Annotated in this window: 14 protein-coding genes; 5 read left to right on the top strand and 9 right to left on the bottom strand. The window is 62.2% G+C overall.

Features of this window, described 5'->3' with window-relative positions; translation table 11 throughout:
• Positions 1–1,315: 1,315 nt before the first annotated feature.
• The 4 genes from NR111_RS17270 to NR111_RS17255 all read left to right on the top strand — a co-directional run bounded on the left by NR111_RS17270 (position 1,316) and on the right by NR111_RS17255 (position 8,061).
• Positions 1,316–1,876, top strand: coding sequence for a ParA family protein (locus tag NR111_RS17270; RefSeq protein WP_253702111.1), 561 nt, complete (start codon positions 1,316–1,318; stop codon positions 1,874–1,876).
• Positions 1,877–2,419: 543 nt separating this feature from the next.
• Entirely contained in the window at positions 2,420–5,689 is a 3,270-nt protein-coding gene (locus NR111_RS17265; RefSeq protein WP_172812158.1) for a type ISP restriction/modification enzyme, read from the top strand.
• Between the two features lie 363 nt (positions 5,690–6,052).
• The gene (locus tag NR111_RS17260; RefSeq protein WP_156523597.1) at positions 6,053–6,907 is read left to right on the top strand and encodes a hypothetical protein; all 855 of its coding nucleotides are present in this window, start codon (positions 6,053–6,055) and stop codon (positions 6,905–6,907) included.
• 674 nt (positions 6,908–7,581) lie between these two features.
• Positions 7,582–8,061 carry a hypothetical protein gene (locus tag NR111_RS17255; protein ID WP_156523598.1) on the top strand — a complete coding sequence of 160 codons (480 nt, stop codon included), beginning with the start codon at positions 7,582–7,584 and terminating at the stop codon, positions 8,059–8,061.
• Between the two features lie 10 nt (positions 8,062–8,071).
• On the opposite strand, the gene istB is transcribed toward NR111_RS17255, so the two are convergent.
• From istB to NR111_RS17225, 6 genes are all read right to left on the bottom strand, one after another.
• Positions 8,072–8,866: an IS21-like element helper ATPase IstB gene (gene istB / locus NR111_RS17250; RefSeq protein ID WP_067717503.1), complete on the bottom strand. Its 795-nt coding sequence runs from the start codon at positions 8,864–8,866 to the stop codon at positions 8,072–8,074.
• Positions 8,863–10,119: an IS21 family transposase gene (gene istA / locus NR111_RS17245; protein ID WP_156523599.1), complete on the bottom strand. Its 1,257-nt coding sequence runs from the start codon at positions 10,117–10,119 to the stop codon at positions 8,863–8,865. The genes istB and istA overlap by 4 nt, the downstream gene beginning before the upstream one ends.
• A gap of 273 nt (positions 10,120–10,392) precedes the next feature.
• Positions 10,393–11,205, bottom strand: a complete 813-nt coding sequence (locus tag NR111_RS17240) for an AAA family ATPase (protein WP_063972677.1) — start codon at positions 11,203–11,205, stop codon at positions 10,393–10,395.
• Positions 11,205–12,629 carry a Mu transposase C-terminal domain-containing protein gene (locus tag NR111_RS17235; protein WP_206475264.1) on the bottom strand — a complete coding sequence of 475 codons (1,425 nt, stop codon included), beginning with the start codon at positions 12,627–12,629 and terminating at the stop codon, positions 11,205–11,207. The genes NR111_RS17240 and NR111_RS17235 overlap by 1 nt, the downstream gene beginning before the upstream one ends.
• A 32-nt stretch (positions 12,630–12,661) precedes the next feature.
• Positions 12,662–13,264, bottom strand: a complete 603-nt coding sequence (locus NR111_RS17230) for a recombinase family protein (RefSeq protein ID WP_063972675.1) — start codon at positions 13,262–13,264, stop codon at positions 12,662–12,664.
• A 162-nt stretch (positions 13,265–13,426) separates the two neighbouring features.
• Complete coding sequence (locus NR111_RS17225; RefSeq protein ID WP_006898346.1) at positions 13,427–13,828, bottom strand: MerR family transcriptional regulator; 402 nt, start codon at positions 13,826–13,828, stop codon at positions 13,427–13,429.
• Positions 13,829–13,960: 132 nt separating this feature from the next.
• Here NR111_RS17225 and NR111_RS17220 point away from each other — a divergent pair, with 132 nt between their 5' ends.
• Positions 13,961–15,529 carry a SulP family inorganic anion transporter gene (locus NR111_RS17220; protein ID WP_067718707.1) on the top strand — a complete coding sequence of 523 codons (1,569 nt, stop codon included), beginning with the start codon at positions 13,961–13,963 and terminating at the stop codon, positions 15,527–15,529.
• A 364-nt stretch (positions 15,530–15,893) separates the two neighbouring features.
• Here the strand turns inward: NR111_RS17220 and NR111_RS17215 are convergent, their stop codons facing one another.
• From NR111_RS17215 to NR111_RS17205, 3 genes are all read right to left on the bottom strand, one after another.
• Positions 15,894–16,526, bottom strand: coding sequence for an Abi family protein (locus NR111_RS17215; RefSeq protein ID WP_067718710.1), 633 nt, complete (start codon positions 16,524–16,526; stop codon positions 15,894–15,896).
• Between the two features lie 217 nt (positions 16,527–16,743).
• Complete coding sequence (locus NR111_RS17210; protein ID WP_156523626.1) at positions 16,744–17,037, bottom strand: PLD nuclease N-terminal domain-containing protein; 294 nt, start codon at positions 17,035–17,037, stop codon at positions 16,744–16,746.
• 340 nt (positions 17,038–17,377) lie between these two features.
• Entirely contained in the window at positions 17,378–17,617 is a 240-nt protein-coding gene (locus NR111_RS17205) for a transcriptional regulator (protein WP_082924041.1), read from the bottom strand.
• Positions 17,618–17,686 lie beyond the last annotated feature (69 nt).

The following is a 17,686-nucleotide window of genomic DNA, read 5'->3' as shown; positions in this document are numbered from 1 at the left end:
GGACGGGTCAGTGTCAGCTGCGTGACTGCTGTGCGCAAGGCTGACAGTGACACCGGGCGGATATGCGGGCTTGTCAAAGGCACCGATGCGCCGCCGGCGCGGTGGGGTGCGCCCGGGGCGCGGACACAACCGGTGCGCGGGTTAGTCAGCGGGCCCAGGTCAAGCGAGGGCCACGCCGCGGCGAAGGCCTCGACGATCGGTGCCAGACGGTTCGGGGACACGGCGGTACTAAGCCGGATCCACACGTGGTATCCCCCACTAGGCCCGGACGAGCACACCAGGTGCTCGATATTTGCTGCGGTGAGAGCGGTCGTACAGCTGGCCAGATCAGCGGTTGCTGTCGAGCTGGCATGGTGGGCGTCAAAATCCAGGGCAAGCAGACGAAACCTGCCCGATTCATCAGTCAAGTGCAGCGCAAACGGCGTCCCCTCCCCCGGCGCGCCATCAGCAAGGCGTCGCGTGGCGGCGAACGAGTGCGTCTTGCGCGAGTCAACACGCACATACGGGCGCGGACTCCACGCGCACACCACCGAGTCCCACCACCAGGTGGAATCTCGGGATTTGAGGACGTTGCGGTCAGGGCAAGACACGCCCAACGGATCGACTGGACCAACCGATGGGTATGACTTACTCTGAGAGGTGCCTGGAAGCACAGCTCTCCTAATTGGTGGGCAACCCCGAGTTTGAGCGGTAACTCGAACTCTTGACTTTCGATCCCGGTTCACTGGCAGGTGGGCCGGGATCAGTCATTTCAGGGCTGCGGGATGTTCAACTATTGGTCGGGCATGACCCGACCGCCGCTTCACGCTGAAATTGCCTCCTCATCTACAGGTAGAAGTACAGCCTCGGGCAGACCGAGGTCGATTGCGGCGAGGTCGGCCAAGTACTGAGACATAGAGATGCCTCTAGACCTGGCTTCCACTCGAAGTGCCTCGTACACCTCGGGAGCCATACGGACGGGCACCCGCATGCGCTCGCCGAAGGACGGTCGCCCAGGGCCCCGCTGCTTCGTCGCCATGGGAGGAAAACTTCCACACTTGGCGCCACAAATCCTATCGACACGCCTAAGTGAGGTGGAGTTTCTGGCGCCGTCTATGGCCCCGTCGGCTTCCAGTGCAGATCGGCCAGGGCGCGGTATAAACCAGTAGCGGTATACACCACAACACCAATGTCGGTTCGGCGGTATTTAGGGGCGGACGGTGTGTCTAACAAGCTCCTACGCTCGGCGGTTGGTACCAAGGTGTAGACCACAATCCGTACAGCGGTATGGCGGTATTTACAGATCGAGGTGTAGTGGGTTTTGAAGATTGCGGTAGTGAACACCAAGGGCGGCGTCGGCAAGACGACTACCGCCATCTACCTAGCGACGGTGGCGAGCGAGCAGGGGAAGTCGACTGAGTTGCTAGACGCAGATCCTCAGGGTTCGGCAACTAGCTGGGCAGAGCTCGCGGCCGAGGGGGGCGTGCCTCTGCCGTTCCAGGTCTCGCCCGCGAACAAGATCACGCTTTCGCGCGCATCGAGTAGTGATCTCACAGTGATCGACACACCTCCCGGCGCAGCCGACATCATCCAGGCAGCGATCGACGCGGCTGATGTTGTCGTGGTTCCGACTGCGCCGTCTGGGTTGGACCTCCAGCGCGTCTGGCCAACGTTGGAGGCTGCTGCGCACAAGCCAGCTGGCGTTCTTCTCACAAGCGTTGAGCTCGGCACCAAGCTACTCGAGCTGACAAAGGAGGCCCTTGAATCGGAAGGGGTTTTCGTGTTCGAGAACGTGATTGGCAAACGTCAGGCTATACGTCAGTCATTTGGCACATGTCCCACGAGCTTCTTTGGTTATCGAGATCTGATGGAAGAGATTGTTGAGGTGACTAGGTGAGTGGCAAATCGGAACCGGTGAGTCGCAGTCTGCGCCCACGGGCGGCAGCCCCCATCCGCCCGGTATCGGAGACGTTCTCGGCTTCTGAAGTAGCAAAGACGACCAACCCTCGTCGCACAAAAACATCGCTAGCGCTTGATGTTGAGGTGTACCGGAGGGCGAAAATTGCGGCCATCCAACAAGGGGAGACTGTGTCTGAATTTATCGAGGCGGCTATTCGCAGCGCGCTGCCAGACTGACACTGGAGGAGGTTTATACCTCTGTCGGCAAATACCAATAGAGGTATAAACCGTCTGAGGTAGCCGCTGTTGAAGCGATCGCGACCTTCGGGCGTCGCGTGAGCCCCAGTGAAACTGTCGGTGGGTTGTGGCATCGGGGCCGCGTCTGGGTAGTGACCTGACGACGCCGTGGGGGAGTGCGCCGGAGGGCAGGTTGTCAGATCGCGTCTTATCGGCGCCACCTGGACCTGGCGGAGCACTCGGCTGAGGGGACTTCGGATTCGAAGCCCGACCGGTACGGCCGATGCTGCTAATGAGCTTGCAGATGGCACTGTTGCGTGTGAGGAAGCTTCCACAGTGTGTGGTGGCGCTTGCGCCAGAAGGAGTCGAAGTGTCGCTGGGAGACTTGGCAGATCTGTTTGATCAGTTTGTCGCCGAATGCCGTACAACGCTCGGGGTTTCTGGAGCGTCTTCCGAGCTCAGCGTCACCGGTAAGCTAGACAACTTCCTCACGGAAGCATTTGTCGAGGGAAGTACTCATGCTCTTCATCTTTCTCAGCAAACAAGCACACAATTCGGAGTTCCCGATTTTCGAGTTGATGCGCCTGGAGGACTTCTTGGCTGGGTTGAGTTCAAAGCAGTAGTGGGTAAGGACCTTCGTTCTCTGAAGGGACACGATAAGCGCCAGCGAGATTTGTTCGTGTCCGGTCTGCACAACATCATCTTGACGAACGGTTGGCAGTGGGAGCTTTACCAAGACTCTAAGAGGGTCAAGACGGTCACGTTCGACCCGCAGCTGTTCACTGCCGACACAATCCCGATGATCGATTCAGGGAGAATCGACGAGCTGCGAAGTCTCCTGACGCTGTTCTTGACCTTCCAGCTGGGCTTCTATGAAACGACTGACAAGGCAGTCAGCGCGCTCGCCTCACGGGCTAAAGCGTTGAAGATGGCACTCATCGAGGTGGGGGCGACAGGCGCCGGCGCGCATCTGAACCAGCTTCGTTCAGACTTTCAAGCCCTTCTGTACCGGAATGGTCAGCCGTTCACCTGGGAAAAGTTTGTTGATTCCTACGTGCAGATTGCAGCGTTTGGGGCATTGCTCTGGCGCCTTGAATCTGGTGCGACGATCAGCTTGCAGCATCAGGTTGGACTGAAGGTCGGACTTCATCCCTTGCTTTCCCAGTGCCTTGCCATTTTGTGGTCTCCACAATCTCGCATACCTACTCTCGAGCCGCTGCTGGAAGAGCTATGTCGAACGGTAAACCTCATTCCGTTGGATTTGTTCAAGACCGGTGGGAAATCGACCCGTAGGCGGAAGTATCTTCCCGACCCGATTGTCCATGCGTACGAGCCCTTTTTTCGAAAGTATGACCAGGCAGCTCGTGAGGCGAACGGGGTTTACTACACGCCTGTCGAAGTTGTACAGCAGATCGTCTCCGGAACCGATGAGCTTCTACGTAGCTCTCTAGGGAAACCCGCAGGGATCTTGGACGACTCTGCTCGCTTCTTGGATCCGGCTACGGGCACTGGGACATTTTTGTTGGGACTGGCCAACGAGGTGGCCCTCGAAGCGGAAAAGGCTGGACTTCCGACCGATCAAGTAGTCAAAGAGGTCCTGACCGAACGGACGTCGGCGTTTGAGCTGTTTCCGGGGCCTTACACGATTGCTCATCAACGACTCGAAGCCCTGCTTTCCGCGCACGGGGCTTCCCCAACAACTCGACTCCCGATCTACCTGGCTGACACTCTTGCTACACCTGAATCAGGTGAGCTCCCGCTGTCAGGATTTGGCCCGGCGGGCGATGAGATCCTGGCCGAACGTGAACGGGCTGACTGGGTCAAGACCGGCGAGGAAATTCTCGTTGTGCTCGGAAACCCGCCGTGGGAAAGGGTGAAGAAGTCGGAAGGCGGCTGGGATGTCTTTGCCGAGGCCTTGATGCAGCAGGTGGTCGATGCGACCCCAGTAGACAAGCGGGCCGACGTAAAATCGGCAAGAGACCTCTATGTTGCATTTTGGGCGTGGGCGCTGTGGGTCCTGCGGAGCCCAGATGACCGGCGGGAGACCGTGCAATCGCCGATCATTGACGCCGCGAAGAATCATGGGATCGTAGCCTTCGTCACGAACCGAACCTGGATAGTCGGCCCTAGTCTGGTGGGCCTTCGCACGCTCGTCCGGCGTGGGGTCAAAGAGGTCTGGGTGTGTGACCTAGGTGGAGATGCGCGTGGGGGAGCCGGCGCCAAGTCCTTCGCTGGCGGGGATTCCAACGTCTTCGCCATTCAGACCGGCGCGGCGATAGTCTGGCTGGTCTTTGACCGAGAGTTCGTGGGCACTCCAGCCGTGAGGTATCAGCGAATTACGGGGAACAAGGCCACGAAGCTCGACCAGCTGGCCGAACCATTTGACGCCTCCCATTTCGTTGAGGTTGCGGGGGACAACTACTTCCTTCCGGTGAACTGGTCAGCTCGGCTAGCGGAAGCCCCATCTCTTCCGGACCTCTTTTCGTTCGAGCCCTACACGGGAATTCAGTCAGCTCGGGACACAAAGGAGTACTCACCATGGGGCGTAGATGCAGACGAGGTGTACGCGGAAACGCGAACACGGCCATCTGCTCTACCTGTGCGATCGGGAGCGCTAGGTCGTTGGAGCCAGCTCTCAGAGGCGCAACGCCGTGCTGCTTGGTCGACTGCCGCAACAGCTAGGTCTTCTAGCAAGAAGGTTCCGACAAAGGAATCACTAGACCCGAAGAAGGTTAGAAAAGCGCTCTACCGTCCGCTCGACTTCCGCCACGTCTACGACGACCCTGCCTGGATTGACTGGTACCGAGAGGACTTGCACCGCGTCTACGAAGACGTAGACGTGCCGACCTTGATCTCGCTCCCTAGAGACTTTGGAGCCGGTCCCTTGGTCATTCACTCCGACCTCCTCCCAGAGCAACACAGTTTCCGTGGCAAGGCTGGAGGTATGGCGGTGTTCCCGCTGTGGCTTCCCGGAGACGGTCGCCCTGACAATGGACGCACGGTGATCAACGGTCGCCGATGCGGGTTTAAGGACAGTGTCCTGGAGTGGGCGGAGTCGGCATTCCCAGACTCCATCAACCTGGCTGAAGACACATATGACTATGTGCTGGCGCTTCTTTCGGCCCCGCTGTACTCGAAGCGTTACTGGCCCGAACTTGAAGCGGTTTCTCCTCGGGTGCCTCTCGTTGAGGATGAGGAAATTGCCCGCGAGGCCCTCACTCTCGGGCGGCTAGTGCGAGCCGCCTGGAGGCGTGAGGTACCTACTGAGGGTTTGAGGTGGGACGCCGCGGGGAACGGAGCCCTCGGCCCCGCTTCGCTCCATGATGGAGTTCTGCGGTTCGCGAATGGTCGAACCATCACTGGCATCCCTAGCGGAGTGTGGGAGTACAAGGTCAGCGGGTACAGCGTGCTTTCCGAATGGCTCGCGGCGCGGGAGCACTGGGTCGTAACAATCGCCCAGGCACAGGAGACACTTCAGACAATCGCCTCCATCGGTGCTCTGGTTGAGCTGAGCTCGAGCCTTGATGGCCTGTTCGACCTCGTGGACCAGCGCATGTCTGACGGAGAGCAATAGCGAGGCCGACGCTGGGCGGGCTTCACTGATTGGGGTTGCCGTACTGGGTTACAGCCACCATGAACCGCACTGGTTCTGTCGGAGGGTTCCATCTAGGCCGATCTACCCGATAGATCCGATATTCGAGAACAGCTCGTACACGCGGAGGTGCCAGATCCTGTTCGAGCGGCTTGTTCAGGAGCAGCACTATGACGCCGCCTGCCTAGTCACCACTAGGAACGGTAGGGGCATCCTCCAGGAGTCCATCGCAGAAGTATTACCCCGAAACTTCAGCACCTCGATCGCGGGACGAGTGGAGTGCATCCGAAACCTCGCGTAGCGCTTGGCATCTTGTCCGTCTGGTCACCTGTGGAAAGTAGGTTCGTGGACCATGTCGGGGCGGTCGGTCACACTGGAGACAGCGTGGATGTTGCCGGGGCAGAGTTCGCCTCCTTCCGCCAGCCCGGAAGGGGGATCATGGACGACCTGGACGATCAGTCTGGCATCGGAGACCGCGCGGGCGTAGAGAGCTGGCTGAGTTGGAACCGGGACGATCTAGGTGATCAGGTTGATCGCTTAGCGGGCGACGTCTCGGTCTACCGGGACCTGCGGTCGGCGAAGTTCGTCGGCACGGAGCAAGCGCTCTTCGAGGACGCACTCGCAAGGTATGGGTTCGCTGTCATTGGCGCCTGGATCAGTCATGGTGTGATGGAGCAGAAGTGCCGAGAAAAGTGGCAGCTCAGGAACCTGAGCGAGCTGGAGGGAATCAAGCTAACGGCGCGCGATGTCGAAGAGCTCACTATGGACACGGTGGCCGCGGCGGTTGAAGGATTCAGGAACAACGTTCTGGCGAGAGGGAAGTGGGACCCGAAGAAGGGTGCTGCCCTGAGGACCTTCTTTATCGGGCAGTGTGAGTTCCAGTACCCAGATGTCGCCCGCCGCTGGAAGCGACAGCGCCGCGATCTGCTCACAGACTCGGCTCTGGACGACGCACAGCTGGGGCGGCTCACTCACTCGGTACTGGGCAACGCCGAGGCGGACGTCATCCAGGCAGATTCGATTGCTGAGCACCTCAGCCCAGTGAAGCGTGACGACGCCAAGATAGCGCTGGTCATGAGGAGTCACCAGTACTCGAACTCAGAGATCGCGCAGGAGTTGGGCACTACCGTGAAAACGGTCGAGGGTTTGCTTAGCGTGGCCCGAAAACAGATCGAACGGGCGCAGGAGGGGACGGCATGAACGACTTCGCGAAGAAGCTGGAGCGATCTTCCTTCGGGACCAGAGGCGCCAGAGCCGCCCGAAGCAGCGTCAGTCAAGAACGAGCTGACCAGGTGCTACGGCGGGCAGCAGAACTTCGAGAAAAAAATTCCCGTCGACTTGAGGGGAGACCAGGGCCCGGGGCCCTATAACTGAGTGTCGCCGGATGAAGAAGGCGACCAGGGCGGGCCCGCGCCAACGAGCCCGCCCTGCCAGCCCGAGAGCTACGTCCCGGTTTCCATGAGGATGGTTGTCTGGATGTTAGCGGAGTCAGAGGAGGCCCATGAGAGGTCTCCCTCCACTCGGGTGGTCATCCAGATTGGAGGGCCCACCATGGCCCGTCGTACCGTTCATCGATCTGCCATCACCGGCCGGTTTGTCGGTCCCGCTTCTGCTGCGAGGTGGCCGGGGAAGACCACCACGGAGCGAGTCGGAAGTGGGACCGGGAACTCTCGGACCGTGACCCGTTCCGCGGTTACCGGACGTTTCGTTCCGGGTTGGCGTGGTGACGCCGATCCGACTGGCACGATCCGTCAGCGTGTCTGATCGCTGAGAACTGGGCGGGGCATCGACTCGGTTGGTGCCCCGCCTCTCGGCGAAGTAGACAGCCAGCTGCAGCGGCGGTGAGCTGAGTTTCCTCTTGAAGGAGCAGTGACGTGAGAGAAGCCACCGGACATAAGGACGGCATTCCAGATACCTGGTCTGATCAGGACATCCAAGATGTTCACTACCGATCGCAGCTAGATCCGGTAGATCCAGACCTCGTTGAGCCGCTCGGGTGGGTCGCCTATGCGGCTATCCGATTTCACTCGACGCTTCGCTCCGTATGGACGTTTCAGCTCGGTGGGAGCGATAAGAAGGCGGATGCCTGGCCAACGGGCACGCTGGCGAACAATGTGGTGAAAGCCGCGCGCGACCAAGGCGATCCTCGAGCAGATGCTTTCGAGGAGTGGTACCGCACCTACGGTCAGCCCGCTATCGACATGCGTAATGGCGTCATGCACGCCTGGCCGTACACAGCCGAGGACGGACTCCAAGCGCTTGGGATGGGCCCGCGTGTTGCCGGCCGATCTCGAATCACCAAGACCACGTTGGAACGGATCGCCGGGGTGATCAGCCTTGTCAACGGCGGGTGAAAATTGACCCCTACGTGACGGGCGAATTCTGACCCCTCTGGTTGTTGGTCTGTGCGGTCATGAGGTCTCGTCGTGCTTTGGTCCGGTAGGACTGGCCGCCGAGGGTGAGTACCTCGGCGTGGTGGACGAGACGGTCGATCATCGCGGCGGCGACGATGTCGTCGGCGAAGATCTCGCCCCAGCGGCCGAATGGCATGTTCGAGGTCACCAGGATCGAGCCCTGCTCGTAGCGGTGAGCCACGAGCTGGAAGAACAGGTTGGCGGCGTCGGAGTCGAACGGGATGTAGCCGACCTCGTCGATGATGAGCAGCTTGTAGCGCCGTAGCTTGCGCAGCTCGGCCTCGAGGCGGTTCTCGGCGTGCGCGGCCTGCAGCCTGGCGAGCCAGCCGACGGCGGTGTCGAACTGCACGGCGTAGCCGGCGGCAATCGCCTTGTATCCGAGGGCGATCGCCAGGTGGGTCTTGCCCACTCCGGGCGGCCCGAGCAGGACTACGTTGTCGGCCTTGCCGATGTAAGTGCTCGTCGCTAAGTGCGCGAGCACGTCTTTGCGCAAGGTGGGCTGATGGTCGACGTTGAAGTCCTCGAGCGTCTTGACCTGCGGGAAGTGTGCGGCTCGCGTGCGGACCTGGATGCCGGAGGCCTCTCGGTCGGCGACCTGCCGGCCCAAGACTGCGGCCAGGTACTCCTCGTAGGTCCAGCCCTGCCTACGGGCGGTATCGGCGAGGTCGGCGAACACGCCCGAGATGGTCGGGGTCTTGAGCACCCGGGCTGCGTAGGCGATCTGGGAAGAGGCGTCGTCGCTCATGCCGACACCTCCGAATCCAATGCTGCGTTCCCGGCGAAGTCGACGTCGTAGAGGTCGTCGTAGTCGCGCAGCGAGCGCACCACCGGATCGGTGAACGAACTCATCGGTGGTTGCTCGCGGGTCCGCTGCCAGTACTCCACGCGCAGTTGCTTGGCCAGCTCCACATGCTCGGGGTTGGTGACCGTCCCGCGGCGGGACCAGCTGCGGCGGTGCTCAGCCACCAGGGTGCCCGCGCAGGTCACCGTCACCGTATGCAGGCTGGCGACTACCTCGACCAGGCGACCGATCACGCGGGGGTCGACCGAGTAGTCCACCGAGTCGATACGGACGTAGTAGTCCCGCGCCAGTCTCACCGTCGTGCGCAGGCCCGTTGCCGGTGCGACCGGCGGAAGGGCGAGCATCCGGGCCCGGTCCTCGACTAGTGCGTCGACGGGTCGAGTTCCCAACACTCGCACGGTGCGCGAGTTGGCTGTTTCCAGCCACTCGGTGAGCTGGTCATTGAAATCGTCGGGGCCAGTAAACGTCCGGCCGGCCATGAACGACTGGCCGAGGTAGCCGTTGTGGCGTTCGACCATGCCCTTGAACTCCGGGTCTCGAGGCGGGGCGATGACCAGCTTCGACGACAACGTGCCGGCGAACGCGGCGGCATCGACCGTCGGCTTGCCCGCCGAGGTGGCGATCGCCGATTCCCGGTCCCACCACAGGCGGTGCGTCACAGCGCCGAGCCGGCCCAGCAGCAGCCACATCCCGGCCAAAATGTCCCCGGCCATCCGGGAGGGGATCATCGTCGCCGAGATGTACCTCGAGAACGCCAGCGTCATCACCAACACCGGCATCTGGGCACTCTGACCTGCGCCCAGCGGGATCGGCGTTTTGGGGAACCACAGATCGCACTGCGTCGTATCACCGGGCTTGTGCTCGATGCGGTCCGCCGGGTCGATCCCGCGGTACTCGGGGCGGATCGCTCGCACGCGGTCCTTAAGCACGGTCATCGAGTGCGGCCAGGCGATCCGCTCGGCGATCACCGTGGCCGGCATCGTCGGATACTCCGCCAGCAACTTGCGGATCTCCGGTTCGAACGCATCGGCCAGCGATCCCTTCGGGGCTCGCTTGTACTTCGGCGGCTCGGATGAGGCCAACGCCGAACGCACCGTGTTCCTCGCTATTCCCAGCCTCCTGGAGATCTCCTTGATCGGCACACCCTCGCTGTTATGCAACCGGCGTATCTCGGCCCACTGCTCCACTGCAATCACCCTCCCAGGGTCGGGAGGGGTCAAGATTCACCCGTCACCCGGGGGTCAGTATTCACCCGCCGTCGACAAGCCTCGCCTCTTGGCGCCTCGATGTAATCCGTTGCGACCGGGATAGCTGACACGGCGAAGACAATCATTGACTCAATCGCTCGAAAGTCGAAGTTCCCGGCCATCTTCGAAGCGCCGTAGTCGAAGGACCGGACTTTTAGCGCTGCGCTCCAGTTGTGACTTTCACCTTCGTTTGGCGGGATTTCGCAGGTTCGTTTGGCGGTGTCAGGTGATGCCGATGACGAGGGTGGATCGGGCGGCTTCGACGACGTCGTCGGTGATGGTGTTGAGCTCGTTGATCTGCATGATGCGCTCCATCTGCGTGAACAGTCTGTCGACGAGGCGGAAGTTGCCGCGGGTGATCCGTGCGATCGCGGCGAGGGCTTGAGCGTCGGTGAAGTCGTCGGGATCGAGGGGGTGGCCGTATTTGGGCCAGCGACGTTCGAGCACGAATCGCAGCTCGTCTTTGCTCAGTGGCCGGTACTCGTGGGCGAACCCGACGCGGCTGTAGAGCTGCGGGTAGCGGCTGAATCTCTTCTCGATCCCGGGCATGCCGATGAGGATGACGGCGACGTTGTCGCGGTCGTAGTGGTCTCGCACCATTTCCAGGGCGGTGGCGTTAAGGCGGTCGGATTCGTCGATGATGATCAGCTCGACGTGCCTTCCCAGAGTCCTGGGTCGCGTCTGCAGTTCTCCGGTGTTGATCAGATGCTCGTCGATGCACGCAGATACCTGGACTGTCAGGCCGGTGAGATCGTCTCTGACCTGACGCGGAGTGCTCAGGACCGTGGGGGTGTAGAAGACTGTCCGTTTCCTGGCCAGGGCGGCATAGATCGGGAAATCGGAGTCATCGCGTGGTCCCCATTCCTCGAGGAGCCGCTCGGCTTTGTGCCAGTTCGCATACCGTCTGGCGGACAGTGTCTTACCGATCCCGGCTTGGCCGTAGCAGATGCCAATGGTGCGTTGGCGGCGTACGGCGTCGGCGAACTCGACGAATCTACGGTGCTGTTTGGTGGCGATGAACCGTTGCGGAGACATCAGTCATCCTCCAGGTAGGTGCGAAGCTTCGTCTTCCTCCGGGCTGGTGAGGTCGGTGCCGGCGAGGCCGGAAACGAGGGGCCTTGGTGGCCTGTGACGACGGCAATGCGTTCGGCGATCTGGCCACGTAGCTCGCGTCGGCGGACTGCGCGCGCGTGCTGAATGTCTTTGAGACTGACGGTGGTCGATGCGTGATCGGGGTCCACGGCCTTACAGATGTACTGGTTCTTGTGGAAGACATGGATTTCGGAAATGTCGCGGGGGTCGTACCGGATCACGACCTGCTCTTTGACGTAGGCGGCCAGCAGCGGCGAGACGTACCGCAGGCCCTGGAAGCGCACTCCGTCGCGGTGGACGATGCGCGTTTTGGCCACGGTCAACAGCAGCAGGTTGAGATCATCAATGGTCTCGGGCAGGCGGGGAAGCCACCCGTCACCGATCCAGGTCCGGTAGGGGCTGTCGCCAGTCTCCGGGTGGGTCCGGCGGTGATACTTGGCACTGATGAACTCGCCGATCGCGGTGTCGAGTTCGGGCAGCGTCAGTACCGGCTCGGGGTGCCGCTGACCGCGGGTGAGATAGCCCGGCAGCTCGGCAAGGAGTTCGGTGTTGATCGTGCCGAAGATTCGCTCGATCTTGCCGCGGCCCTGTGGTCTGGCGATGGTCGAGTAGATGATCTGAAAATGCAGGTCATTGGCGGTCTGGGCGAGATGGTGACTGGTGAAGTCGGTCCCGTGATCGACGTAGAGCACATCGGGCAGGCCGCACATCGGCCAGTTCGGATCGTTCTTCGGCCAGATCGCGTGCCGCAACGCCAGCGCGGTGTTCATCGCCGAGGGTGCACCGAGGAAGACCATGTAGCCGCACACCGCCCGGGAGTAGTCGTCGAGGATGACGGTCAACCACGGCCGGGCGGGCCGCCCGTTGGCGTCGAGGATGAGGATGTCGAGTTCGGTGTGGTCGGCCTGCCAGGTGGCATTGGCCCGCTCGGCTCGATGGCGCCACACCAACTCGTAGGTGTCCCGGTAGGCCGCTGCGCCCTGGTGAGCCAAGGTCACCATGCCGGGATCCAGACCGGTCACGATGGACCGCACGGTGCTCGCGGAGACCATCGGCCATCCGCGGCGGGTGGCGGTCGTGGCGGCCTTGCGGAAGATCGCCGCGGTGGACGGCCGAGGCGTACTCAGCGCCAGGCCTTCGATGTAGGCCACAAGGTCTGGGTGGGTGCGCCGCCCACGCTTGGGTGGCGTTGCCGGAGCCAGCGCGGCGATCCCGCCCTTTCTATACGCGGCGAGCCAGCGTTGCAAAGTGCGTTCCCCGCCCTTTTCGGCTGCGGCCAACTGGGTCAGCGGGACCCCGCTCTCCACGTGTTGGCGTAGGACCTGCCATCGGGCCGCGGCAGTCTTCGCACCAGCGGGGGCGCCGATCGAACCTTGAGGTTCACTGCCCCCGCTCATTGCTACGCCGTCGTCGACTTCTGTCGGCGCGGAGCCGGGGGCTTATCGGCCCCGCGTTGCAGCGCTCGGTAGACGGTGGTGCGGCTGACCCCCAGGACCTCGCCGATTTGGGCGACGGTCATGTCTTGTTGCTCGTAGAGCTTGCGGGCGGTGCGCAGTTTGTCCCCGGACAACAACGGCGGACGCCCACCTCTACGGCCACGGGCTCGGGCGGCTTCAAGGCCGGCGTGGGTGCGTTCGGAGATGAGGTCTCGTTCGAACTCCGCCAGCGAGGCGAAGATGTGAAACACCAGCCGCCCGCCCGAGGACCCGGTGTCGATGTTTTCCTGCAGGGAGCGAAACTCGATGCCGCGTTCCTGCAACTCGGTCAGCTGATCGATCAGATGCCGAATCGATCGGCCCAGCCGGTCCAGTCGCCAGACCACGAGGGTGTCGCCCGGGCGCAGTTGATCGAGGAGCTTTCCCAACTCTGGGCGGGAGGCCAATGTCCCGGAGGCGGTGTCGGTGAAGACCTTGTAGCAGCCGGCAGCGGCGAGGGCATCGTGCTGCAGTCGGGCGTCTTGATCGCCAGTCGACACCCGTGCGTACCCGAAAGCGTGGCCCATACCGACAAATGTAGCAATACTCGTCGCTGCTGGGCAGATCAGAAACATAGATTTTGAGACTGGGTTCCGCTACAGAATTGGCTTCCGCCCACCTCGGCGTATCCAAATCCGGCGAGCTCGAGTTCACTTGTAGCAAAAACGGTCGTTTATGGATCAGCCTGCTTAGTCAAACCTCTGGCGGAATAGTTGCAAGAACTCGGCGCTGTACTCGAGTTGGGTCTGCAGTTCGAGGTAGCGCGCTTCAGCTTCGGCGCGGATCTCTTCGACGGTCATTCGAGCTGCGTGCCAGTCATCGAGCCCCGGCGATTCTGAGCGTTGGGCCGCCGTAAGGATGTCGGTGGCTTCGAGGAACTGCTTCATGCGTTCCAGCGAGAAGCCCAAAGGTTTCATTCGCCGGACGAGGAGCAGTCGGTCGATGTCGGCGTCGGTGTAGAGCCGGAATCCGCCGGCGGTGTGGCCGGAGGGCACCACTAGGCCGATGTCGTCGTAGTGGCGCAGCGTGCGGATCGACAGGCCGGTGAAGTCAGCGACCTCACCGACCATTCGTGCGGACTCTTCCCGCATCACACTCCTCGTGAAATAGGTCACGGTGTCGGTCCCAAATTCAACGCTACCCAAACCTGACGTTACGGTAGGTTTCAAACCTCCCGTTACGGGAGAGTGTGTCATGTTCCCTCCACGGTTAGGAAAACCCCCGTGACAGCTCCCACCCACGCATCCGGGGCCTCGTCCCCGCCCCCGGCCAGCTCGGATGACGATCTCGCACCCGTCGGCGTCCTCGCGTCGTTCAAGTACGCCTTCTCTTCCCCCCGCCGACTGCGCACCGAGGTCTTGGCCGGTCTGGTCGTCGCGCTCGCGCTCATCCCCGAGGCGATCTCGTTCTCGATCCTCGCCGGAGTGGACCCGAGGGTCGGGCTGTTCGCCTCCTTCACCATGGCCGTGACGATCGCCTTCACCGGCGGACGGCCCGCGATGATCTCCGCAGCGACCGGCGCAATCGCCCTGGTCATCGCCCCCGTGGCGCGCGAGTACGGGTTGGACTACTTCATCGCCACCGTGCTGCTGGCCGGCATCTTCCAGGTCGTGTTGAGCGTGATCGGGGCGGGCAAGCTCATGCGCTTCATCCCCCGGTCGGTGATGGTCGGGTTCGTCAACGCCCTGGCCATCCTGATCTTCACCGCGCAGATCCCGCACCTGCTGGGTGTGCCGTGGCTGGTGTACCCGATGGTCGCCGCTGGCGTGCTCATCATGGTGTTCTTCCCCAAACTTTCGGCCGCGGTGCCAGCCCCGCTGGTGGCGATCGTGGCGATCACCGCCGTGGTCGTGCTCTTCGGCTGGACCATGCCCAACGTCAGCGATCAGGGCGAGCTGCCCTCCTCGCTGCCGTCGCTATTCATCCCCGACGTGCCGTGGACGTTGGAGACGCTGCAAATCATCGCCCCCTACGCCCTGGCGATGGCGCTGGTCGGGCTCATGGAGTCGATGATGACCGCCAAACTCGTCGATGACATCACCGAGGTCCGCTCCGACAAGACCCGTGAGGGATGGGGCCAGGGCGTGGCCAACATCGTCACCGCCTTCTTCGGCGGCATGGGCGGCTGCGCGATGATCGGCCAGACCATGATCAACGTCAAGCAGTCCGGCGCCCGCACCCGCCTGTCCACCCTGCTGGCTGGGATCTTCCTACTCATCCTCGTCGTAGCGTTGGGCGACATCGTCGGCCTGATCCCCATGGCTGCCCTGGTCGCGGTGATGATCATGGTCTCGGTGGCCACCATGGACTGGCACTCCATCCACCCACGCACCCTGCGCCTGATGCCGCTCCCGGAGACGATCGTCATGGCGGTCACCGTCGCCGCGACTGTGATCACCCACAACCTGGCCATCGGCGTCATCCTCGGCGTGCTCACCGCGATGGTCATGTTCGCCCGCCGCGTGGCCCACATGACGAGCCTGGAGAAGGACTCTGAACTCGACGTCAATCACGACGGCACCATCGACATCCGCACCTACCGAGTGCGCGGTGAACTGTTCTGGGCCTCCAGCAACGATCTGGTCTACCAGTTCGACTACACCGGCGACCCCCAGCACGTGGTCATCGACCTGACCGAGGCCGATATCTGGGACGCCTCCACCGTGGCCACCCTGGACGCGATCACCCACAAGTACGCCGCCAAGGGCAAGACCGTCGAGATCATCGGCCTTGACGGATCGAGCCTCGATCGTCTGGACAAACTCTCCGGCCACCTCGGCGACGAACACTGACTCCGCCGCTCCACCCTCGCCACCGGCTTCACCTGAGCCGCCAAACGAAGCTGCGAAATCCCGCCAAACGAAGTTGAGAGTCACAGCTTAGACATCGACATGGATGCATTTGGCAGAAGTAGTTCTCCGAACCTCTGGCCCTCGCTAGGTGTGCACGAGTTAATCGCCTCCACCTGCACTCTCATCGCCCAGATTCGATAGCTTCGTTGGGGCCCACCTTGCGGTACATCGTGGGCCGCCATCGTCCACAAGGTCTCAAGCAGGGTTTAGGAAGCAGGGTTCATTGAGGTCACAGGGGTAGCGAGACTATGGGGGTTCCGCTCTGGAGGGCCGTTCGGGACAGGTGCAGAGCCGAGGTTTCTGCTCATGGCCGCAGCGACCGGACCTGGGAGACCCGGGATACGGAGGCGATCCAGTCGGCGGCGTCTGGGTCGATCCAGCGAGCTAGGGTGTCGAGGTCTGCAGACAATTGGTCTAGGCGCCTGGTCTCCATGGCCGGGTTGGGATGGATCAGGGGTTCGTGGTGGGCGATCCGATTACGGAGCTTGTAGATGCGTTGGACGCAGTCTTCGAAGGGCTGACGAGGCTGGGGTTGCGGGTAGTGGGCCATTCCGTGGCGGCGAAGGACACGCCAGATGGTGACCTCGTGGTTTCGGACGAGAAGGAAGCGCCAGAAGTCGAAGCTCAGTTCTGCCACGACTCGGCCGGTGGTCTCCGGGTCGCGTAGCCTGCTGCGGGCTTTGCGGATGCTCTTCTGGGCTGTGCTGGTGAACTGGTAGCGCTGCTGGTCGTCGTACCAGTGGGGGAGCGGGCTCTCTGCGGCTAGGCGGTCGCTGATGAAGTTGCGTAGAAGCACCTCGACATGGCCGATCACCTCAAAATAGGCCGCCGCGAGCTGGGCGTTCCACCCGTAGAGTGCCGCTGGATCGGGGTGGTGGCGGTAGCTGGAGATTCTAGGCGCGGAGAACCAGCGTGCGAGATCCTCGGGGTCCTGCATCGGGTGGTGTCACTCTCCGTCGTGGGGCGGGTCCGGTCGTGCTTGTTTGCGAGCATGTTTGCTGTTATGTTCGCTGTGAAAGCCCCGGGTAGGTCAATGCCGCGAAATATCGGTACACACCCCCGGGGTTACTGCTATTTCGGCAGTCTAGAGCCAGCTCGGAGGGTGAGGATCCAGCCTGGCTCTGGGGCCGACGTTGGCGGAGGGGGTGCCGGAGTCATGATGGAGGGCGCTGGGTGCCGCGAGCAGTGACGGCGGCATACCTGATCCAGGCGATCGCTCCGAGTATCGGCAGAATCCACACGACGAGTAGCCACAACACGGTGTGCACGAGGCCGACCTTGGAAGTGAGAATGTCGACCGTTGCGTAGAAGCTGACGCCAAGCCACACCGCGACGAGCAGCCACGCGGCGCCGACCATGGCAAACACCTGGCCGAAGTTCGGATCGCAGGCTTTTTCTCGGACGCATTCGCTCAGTCCGGCCTCGGCAACTACTACGGTTCTGTCCATCGCGATCAACCTATCGCGGCAGTGCACCGCCCCAGTGGTCTGTCGAGATCACCTCTACGGCGCGGCCTCCTCGCGGTCGGGCATCGTGCTGGCGAGGGTAGACGCTGAACGTCGCTATTGGCGTTATGTGGCGGATCCCTTAACTGAGCCCTAGTGTCCCGATGGGGTACACCCGGGCGGGACGGTCAGGGGTTCACCAAACTCGTTGTGACTCTCAACTTCGATTGGCGGGATTTCGCAGCTTCGCTTGGCGGTGCTGACAGCCTGCTCCGAATGGTCGAAATCGATTGTTTGTGGAGCGCTGCGCGGGGCCGCGAGGTGCGGTGAAGGAGCCGCGGCCTCAGCGGTCTCCCTGCAGCAGGGCCTCAAGCGCCTGACGGTGTCGACGATATGCAGCGCTGCCGGTTCGCGTGATCGTGTAGGTGGTTGTGCTTCCTTGCCCACGTCCGGACTTGCGGACTTTGACGTAGCCGGCGGCTCGCAACGCTGACATCTGTTTGGACAAGTCTGAATCCGAGAGGTGGAGTCGGTCACGCAGGAAGGCGAAGTCCGTGCCACTGCTGGCGGCGAGGATAGCCATCGCCGCAAGCCGCTTAGCCCCCCTGATTCATGGGGTGTGGGAGATTCGGTTCTCTACGGATGTCGCGTC

Origin of the sequence: Dietzia sp. Die43 (assembly GCF_024519835.1) — a bacterium.
Classification (GTDB): Bacteria; Actinomycetota; Actinomycetes; order Mycobacteriales; family Mycobacteriaceae; genus Dietzia; species Dietzia kunjamensis.
This window is presented reverse-complemented; position numbering and strand designations above follow the sequence as displayed.

Excerpts from the sequence above, each read along its gene's own strand:
- NR111_RS17265 (WP_172812158.1), top strand. The coding sequence starts at position 2,420 with ATGGCACTGTTGCGTGTGAGGAAGCTTCCACAGTGTGTGGTGGCGCTT.
- istB (WP_067717503.1), bottom strand. The coding sequence starts at position 8,866 with ATGAGCGACGACGCCTCTTCCCAGATCGCCTACGCAGCCCGGGTGCTC.
- NR111_RS17240 (WP_063972677.1), bottom strand. The coding sequence starts at position 11,205 with ATGTCTCCGCAACGGTTCATCGCCACCAAACAGCACCGTAGATTCGTC.
- NR111_RS17230 (WP_063972675.1), bottom strand. The coding sequence starts at position 13,264 with ATGGGCCACGCTTTCGGGTACGCACGGGTGTCGACTGGCGATCAAGAC.
- NR111_RS17225 (WP_006898346.1), bottom strand. The coding sequence starts at position 13,828 with ATGCGGGAAGAGTCCGCACGAATGGTCGGTGAGGTCGCTGACTTCACC.
- NR111_RS17215 (WP_067718710.1), bottom strand. The coding sequence starts at position 16,526 with ATGCAGGACCCCGAGGATCTCGCACGCTGGTTCTCCGCGCCTAGAATC.
- NR111_RS17210 (WP_156523626.1), bottom strand. The coding sequence starts at position 17,037 with ATGGACAGAACCGTAGTAGTTGCCGAGGCCGGACTGAGCGAATGCGTC.
- NR111_RS17205 (WP_082924041.1), bottom strand. The coding sequence starts at position 17,617 with ATGGCTATCCTCGCCGCCAGCAGTGGCACGGACTTCGCCTTCCTGCGT.